The 6,180-nt window shown below is 69.0% G+C and carries 6 protein-coding genes; 1 reads left to right on the top strand and 5 read right to left on the bottom strand.

Annotation, left to right across the window (positions count from 1 at the left end; translation table 11 throughout):
* Nucleotides 1-543: 543 nt before the first annotated feature.
* The 3 genes from ACH4N1_RS34435 to ACH4N1_RS34425 form a co-directional block, all read right to left on the bottom strand.
* On the bottom strand, nt 544-1,515 hold the full coding sequence (locus tag ACH4N1_RS34435; protein ID WP_398104384.1) for an RICIN domain-containing protein: 972 nt from the start codon (nt 1,513-1,515) through the stop codon (nt 544-546).
* Nucleotides 1,516-1,986: 471 nt separating this feature from the next.
* Nucleotides 1,987-2,247, bottom strand: a complete 261-nt coding sequence (locus ACH4N1_RS34430) for a hypothetical protein (RefSeq protein ID WP_398104382.1) — start codon at nt 2,245-2,247, stop codon at nt 1,987-1,989.
* A 271-nt stretch (nt 2,248-2,518) separates the two neighbouring features.
* Nucleotides 2,519-3,706 (bottom strand): serine hydrolase domain-containing protein, encoded by a 1,188-nt coding sequence (locus ACH4N1_RS34425; protein WP_398104381.1) that lies wholly within the window; start codon nt 3,704-3,706, stop codon nt 2,519-2,521.
* 1,169 nt (nt 3,707-4,875) lie between these two features.
* Here ACH4N1_RS34425 and ACH4N1_RS34420 point away from each other — a divergent pair.
* A complete protein-coding gene (locus ACH4N1_RS34420; RefSeq protein WP_398104380.1) occupies nt 4,876-5,634 on the top strand; it encodes a transposase in 759 nt (252 codons plus the stop codon).
* 22 nt (nt 5,635-5,656) lie between these two features.
* Here ACH4N1_RS34420 and ACH4N1_RS34415 read toward each other — a convergent pair whose 3' ends face one another.
* Both ACH4N1_RS34415 and ACH4N1_RS34410 read right to left on the bottom strand, forming a co-directional pair.
* Entirely contained in the window at nt 5,657-5,986 is a 330-nt protein-coding gene (locus ACH4N1_RS34415) for an SUKH-3 domain-containing protein (RefSeq protein WP_398104379.1), read from the bottom strand.
* Nucleotides 5,886-6,107, bottom strand: coding sequence for an SUKH-3 domain-containing protein (locus ACH4N1_RS34410; RefSeq protein WP_398104378.1), 222 nt, complete (start codon nt 6,105-6,107; stop codon nt 5,886-5,888). The genes ACH4N1_RS34415 and ACH4N1_RS34410 overlap by 101 nt, the downstream gene beginning before the upstream one ends.
* Between the last annotated feature and the right edge of the window lie 73 nt (nt 6,108-6,180).

Here is a 6,180-nt window from a genome sequence, read left to right as displayed (position 1 = left end):
ACCCGAGTACATCCAGTACACGGGCGATCCTCCGCCTTGCGATGCACCGCACCAGACGCCGCGCACTGATCCGACGCGAATTGTCAGACACGCCCCAGCGCTTCGCGCGTGCCGCGCGGACATCACCCACGCCCGCCGGTCAGGGCTGGTCAAGCCCCTGGCCGACGGCCCGGCAGTGGAGATCCTCGCCGATGCCGGCTACCAGGGCCTGGGCGCCCGGACCGGCGGACGTGTGGTCACACCCGCGCATCGCAAGTTCGAGAACGCTCCGGACTGCTACGAGGAGACGCGCGGGCGGCAGCGCACAGCGCGCTCCTCACGACGCATCCGGGGCGAGCACGGCATCGCGCACACGAAGAACCGGCGTGCCCTGGCCCGCCGTCTCGGCCGCCGCGAGCACGTGAGCGACATCGTCCGGGCCGTCGTCGGCCTGTTGTCCCGTCAGCGGACCGCGGACCTGACGTCGGCACGGCAGACGCAAACACCGAGCCCCGCCGCTGTCCTCGACGCCTCACTGCCTGCCGTGCGCGAGCCCATCAGCCGTCATAGCCTCTGCCAGACGGCACCGGGCTGCCCCACGCAGTCCCACTGCTGGATTCGAGCGCCGTCGTCCTTGGAGGAGTTCTGCACCTCAAGGCACTTCCCGCTCTCGTTGACGAGGTACAGCCCCTCGTAGTGCACGGACACGATCTTCCAGAATGTCCCGTCCTGGCCTTTGCAGTCCCACTGCTGAGCCCTTGCTCCGTTGTCATCCTTGGAGTTGTCGATCTCCAGGCACTTGCCGTTGCTCTCCCGCCGGATGAGCATGCCGGGGCCGGTCCGCTCGAAGACCCATCGGGCGCCGTCCTGGCCGACACAGCCCCATTGCTGGGCGATGGCGCCGTTCACGTCGGAGGATTCCCTGATCTCCAGGCATTTACTGCTGTTGGTGTTCCACACCCCGACCCCCGTCACGGGTTCGAGGACCGCGGTGGTGCTGTACGAGACCGTGTTCGGCCACTGTCCGTCGTTGCGGGCGGCGGTGAACACCTGGCGGGTGCCGTCGGCGGTGACCGTCGCGGTGCCGAGATCGTCGTCCCCTGCGAGGTCGTCCTCCTCGATCCGGACGGTGACCGACTCCCCGGCCTTGAAGTACAACTGCTCGTAGCCCCCGCCGTTGACCCCGTACGGCTGCCCGCACGTGCCGTTGCTGTCGACCCACGCTTCGACGAACCTGACGCAGGTCCCGGAGTGGGAGATGTCGAAGGCGCCGTCGTTCCACGGCCACACCCGGTGGCCATTGACCAGGACGCGCACTTCGTCGCCGTCCCCGGTCATGGAGTCCTCCTCCAGATCCGCCGCCACCAGGCCGCCGAGCCTCAAGGCGATCAGGCCGTCTCCCCGAGCGGCAACCGGTGCCACCCCGCCGACCGCCGCGGATGCGGCCGGAACGGCGCTCGCCACGGTCGAGAACAGGAAGGCGATGATCAGAGCGATCAGGGGCAACGCACCCCTGAGCATTGAGCGAACATGCATGAATCTGCTTCCTCGCATCTCCAAGGGGGCGCGACGAATCCCGGCCGGGCAACGGCCGAAGGCGCATTCGCGCGGTGCTCCGGGGTCCCCCGTGCCGTGTCCGGAGCCGGATGCCAACCTAAGGAGCGGCGGGGGAGGCCGCCATCCCAGAAAACTGGGAGGTGTCAGGCCTGGTCCTGGCCGGGCGCACCGGGGTGTCCTGCACCGTCGGCAGCAGCCGCGGACCGGAGCGGGCCCGAAAGACGCTGCTGGGCGTCCAGCCGCGGGATGCAGCCCGGTCCGTGAGCTCCTGGCCCAGGCAGTCGGCCAGGGCCGTGTCGGCCGGCGAGCTGTACAGGGCGGCGCCGAGGGTCTTTCGTCGGGATCAGGCACCGGACCCCGCGAGCCCGGCCTGATCCAAACGAAAGACCTAGGTCACGGGCGGCGGTGGGACGAGGATGAGCTGGCGGTGCGCTGTCGGCGCCACCGCTGTCAGGACGGTGCAGGTCTCCGCACCGGGCGGCGCCTCGGCCGGGCGGCCGGGGGGTGTTCCTGGGGGTGGGTGTCGGCGAAGGACAGTTGCACCCAGCCGTCCTCGAGGGCGTGGGCGTGGGCGTGGGCGTGGGACAGTCGCGGATCACCGCTGCCCGGAGCGTCCTCCGCCGGCTCCAGTACCGCCCCGACGCCCTCGATGGGTGCCTCACCGGCACCGGCACCGGCACCGGCCTCCGACACCGGCCACCATGACGGCATCACGCATCCCAGGTCAGTGACTGACGACCTCGCACACGACAAGGATCGACGGCCTCCCTCGATCGCATCCGTGCCGGCCACAGCCTCGTCTCCTGACGGCAGGCTGCGCCGGCGTGCCCGAACGTTCACCGTGCACGGGGTCGTTGGGCGATTTCGGGCGGATCGAAATGGTGACAGCAGTTCTCCAAGGGACCTGGGGCGAGGTGGTGCGCAACGTCCATCTGCGGGACCGGCGAGCGTCGCGCCGAGCTCACCGCGACGACGCGTCCGCTCACCGGGTTCTGGGGCGGCCCCCGGCGCACAGCGCGTGGTCGATCAGGGCGCCGGCCGCGTTCTCCTGCTCCATTACGTGCTGCGGGGTGTCGCCGCGTGCCTCGGACATGGAGATCACGGCGCTTCGCCTGCCGTCGTCGGTGACGCCGTTGAGGGTGATGTAGCCGCCGTCCCCGCCTTCGTGGCCCCAGTAGGTTCCTCCGCAGCTCAGGGGGCGTTCGACCAGGCCCAGTCCGTATCGGCCGTCGGGCCACAGCTTTTGGACCTCCGCGCTCACGGGGACGGTCTGCTTCATCTTGGCCAGCTGCCGTGCCGGTAGCAGACGGCCGTCGAGCAGCGCGCGGAGGATACGGTTCTCGTCCCGCGTGGTCGTGACCCACGAAAGGTTCTCGTAGTCCACCGGTACCTGGTCGGTGACGTCCACCCGGGAGCCGGGGCCGAAGAGCTGGTAGGCCTGGGAACGGGGCCGCGGCAGGGTGGGCGAGGTGCCCATCCACCGGGTCTGGTCGAGGCCGAGCGGGCGCAGGATGCGGTTTTCGATCTCGTGGTGGGCGGGGTGACCGGTGGCCTTCTGGATGATCATGCCGAGCAGTACGTAGCCGGTATTGGAGTAAGCCCAGCCCTCCCCGGGCAGGAAGTCCTCCGGCTCGTGGGCCATGGCGAGGTCGACCAGCTGCTTGGGTTCGTAGACGTCGTGGCGCTGCTGGTAGTACTCCTTCGGCGTGGTGTATCCGGGCAGGTCGTCGCGGATGCCGCTGGTGTGCTGGAGCAGTTGGCGGACGGAGATTCGGGTGCCGTCGTTACCGTTGCCCCGCACCACTTCGGGCAGCCATCGCTCGACCGTGTCGTCCAGGGACAGCCTGCCCTCGGCCTCCAGTTGGAGGACCACGGTGGCGACCAGTGTCTTGGACGTGCTGGCCATGCGGAAGTAGCCGCCGGAAGAGACCGGGCGGCCGGTGGTCAGGTCTGCGGTGCCGCTGGTGGCGACCGACTGCCGACCGTCAGGCCCCATGACGCGGGCCTGCACACCGCTGACACCGAGGGCGTGGATCGCTGCGACGTCCTGGCCCAACTGTTCCACGGGGGAGGGGCCGGCAGGCCGGGCGATGGCCGTGCCCGCCTCTGCGGCGAGCAGCACAGCGACACCGATTGCCGTGGCGAGGTGCTTTCGTAAAGTCGAGGTCATGGCCGAACGCTAGTTTCGCCCCGACGGGGACGCGATCCGGCGAACCCCAAGAGCAGAACGGGGGACAACCCCCGGTGCGGGCCGTCATCGGTCTGGCGTTGACCTGCCGGGCGCGGTGAGACGGTTCTCCACCCGACCGGCACCGCCAGGGCACCCGGACGAGCCCCCACCAGGCCCGTTACGAACCATGGGAGAAACACGCACCGAACCGTTCCGGGCGAATGGAGGACGCACAGCCCCTGGCCCCGTTGCGGGCAGCTGGTTCCGCTCCCGATGAGGCCCTCAGCGACATGACGCTGCTGACGCACGCGATCGACGTCGAGGGTGATGGCTCCCTGCAGAGCGGACAGTCGTTGACCGTGCATACCACTGCCGTACTGTCGGCTTTACCGGCACGCAGACGGCCACACCCCGGACGCCGTCGCCGACGCTCTCGACGAGCAGCGCGCCGCTCACCTGGCCCAGGCCCACGCCACGGTCCGCGCCTACACCGCCGCCGCCCATTCCGGTCGCGGCGAAGAAGCACAGCACCTCCTGGACGCCTTCCCCGCCCCGCCCGCTCCCTGACCGTCAGCGGCCCGGCCGCCGCCTGGCGCCGCGCCTCGACCACCGCCCAAGACACCATCGAGGACCTGACCGCCCAGCGCGCCACCACCGAGGACGGCGCCGACTCCTTCGCCGACCCCGAACTGCTGCGCGCCCAGATCTCCCACCTGGCCGCGCGCGAGGGCCAGCTGCACCGGCTGCACGACGCGCTCTGGCTTTGTTCGTGAGTTTGGGCTCTGGTCCACTTCTTGTGGTCGCGTACGCAGCGTGACTGTTGACCATCGTGCAAGGGCGGTCGATGCCGCTCGAAAATCGCCCCGCTCGCGAGTGGTGGGGCTGACAGTGCTACGCCGTGAACGAAGTACGGACGCAGCTGGGTGAGCTGCTGTTCTGGTCGGTGGAGAACGCGTCGGTGGAGTCAGTCGAGGTGGCTGACACAATTGTCCGATACGCCGAAGGCGCCACCCGCGGCGCCCCGCAAGCCCTCCAGGTCGCTGACAGATGGCACCTCTGGCGCAACCTCGGCGAGACCGCCGAGAAGTGTGGCTACCGGCACCGCGCCTGCCTGCGCCTGAGCCACCAGAAGAGCCGCACCAGGCGCCGGAGTCGCCCGCGTCCTCGCCGTGGCCAACAGGCCACCGGTTCGCCGAGCGCACCCGTGCCAAGCATCCACCGTCCACGCCCTGCTGGCCGCCGGCCACAGCAAGCGGTCCATCGCCCGGCAGCTCGGCATGGGCCTCAACACCGTTCTCCGATTCTCCCGCGCCACCGAGCCGAAGCGGCTGTTCACCGGCCAGTGGCAATGTCGCCCCACCAAGCTCGACGCCTACAAGCCCTATCTCGACCAGCGATGGCAGGAAGGCTGCACCAACGCCTGGAAACTGTGGGGGGAGATCAAGGCACAGGGCTACCCAGACGGCTACGGCAACGTTCGCGCCTACGTCAGCCGGAACCTACACGGCAAGCCCCAGCAGATCGGGCCCCGGCCGCCATCCGCCCGTGCGGTCAGCCGCTGGATCCTCACCCACCCCGACGCTCTGGCCGAGAGTGACCGGCTTCAGCTCAAGGCAGTACCGGCCGGCTGCTCCGGCCTCCAAAGCCTTGCCAGCCATGCCCGTGCCTTCGCGAACATGCTCACGCGACTGCGAGGCGAACGGCTGTCGGACTGGATCGAGTCCGTGACTGCCACCGATCTCCCCAGCCTTCAGCGGTTCGCCCGGCACCTCGAACGCGACCTGGCCGCTGTCACTGCCGGCCTCTCCCATCCCTGGACCTCAGGCGTTGTTGAAGGCCACGTGAACCGGATCAAGCCGCTGAAGCGGCAGATGCTCGGCCGTGCGGGATTCGAGCTCCTCCGCAAACGCGTTCTGCTCGCCAAGTGAGCTGTCACCAGGCCTGATTCGGCTACCTGTGTCCCTCGTCGATCCTGCGGGGCCTCACTCCGAGGATCAGATTCCCAAGGGCGTGCGGCATTGCCCCGAAACTAGCGACCCAGCCCGCGACCAGGTAGATCTCGCTGCGCTCATCGATACCGAGAAAGAATCGGCCGTGATCGAGCTCACCGAGCGGGAAGAGCTCTCTCCCCAAGGCGTCGCTCCACTCGGAGAACCGGTCATCCTCTCCCCACGCCAGCTCAGGATCCAGTTCGAATGGCTCGCGGGCGCGGTTGATTCCCGGGCCACCGATGCTGACGGTCAGCCCCCCCGAACTCCTGGAGAAACACCTCCGCAGCATCGTGCATGCGGACGCCGACTCCTTCGAACATGGACCGCCAGCCAGCCGTGTCGACGCGCCTGCCAGCCGTCCACCCCGAAGCCTCCAGGACCTCAAGCACCTCCAGCGACCATTCGCTCATGACAGACCCAACTCCCGCCAACTTGAAATAGGAGGCGATCATCTCAGCAGCCGGGTTGAGTGAGTACAGCGTG

The organism is Streptomyces sp. NPDC017202 (assembly GCF_044331705.1).
Classification (GTDB): Bacteria; Actinomycetota; Actinomycetes; order Streptomycetales; family Streptomycetaceae; genus Streptomyces.
The sequence above is the reverse complement of the archived record's forward strand: the minus strand, read 5'-3'. Positions and strand labels throughout refer to the sequence as shown.

What these genes read in the sequence shown, in the direction of transcription:
- ACH4N1_RS34430 (WP_398104382.1), bottom strand. Translation starts at nt 2,247, where the DNA reads ATGCCGTCATGGTGGCCGGTGTCGGAGGCCGGTGCCGGTGCCGGTGCC.
- ACH4N1_RS34415 (WP_398104379.1), bottom strand. Translation starts at nt 5,986, where the DNA reads ATGCTGCGGAGGTGTTTCTCCAGGAGTTCGGGGGGGCTGACCGTCAGC.
- ACH4N1_RS34435 (WP_398104384.1), bottom strand. Translation starts at nt 1,515, where the DNA reads ATGCATGTTCGCTCAATGCTCAGGGGTGCGTTGCCCCTGATCGCTCTG.
- ACH4N1_RS34410 (WP_398104378.1), bottom strand. Translation starts at nt 6,107, where the DNA reads ATGAGCGAATGGTCGCTGGAGGTGCTTGAGGTCCTGGAGGCTTCGGGG.
- ACH4N1_RS34425 (WP_398104381.1), bottom strand. Translation starts at nt 3,706, where the DNA reads ATGACCTCGACTTTACGAAAGCACCTCGCCACGGCAATCGGTGTCGCT.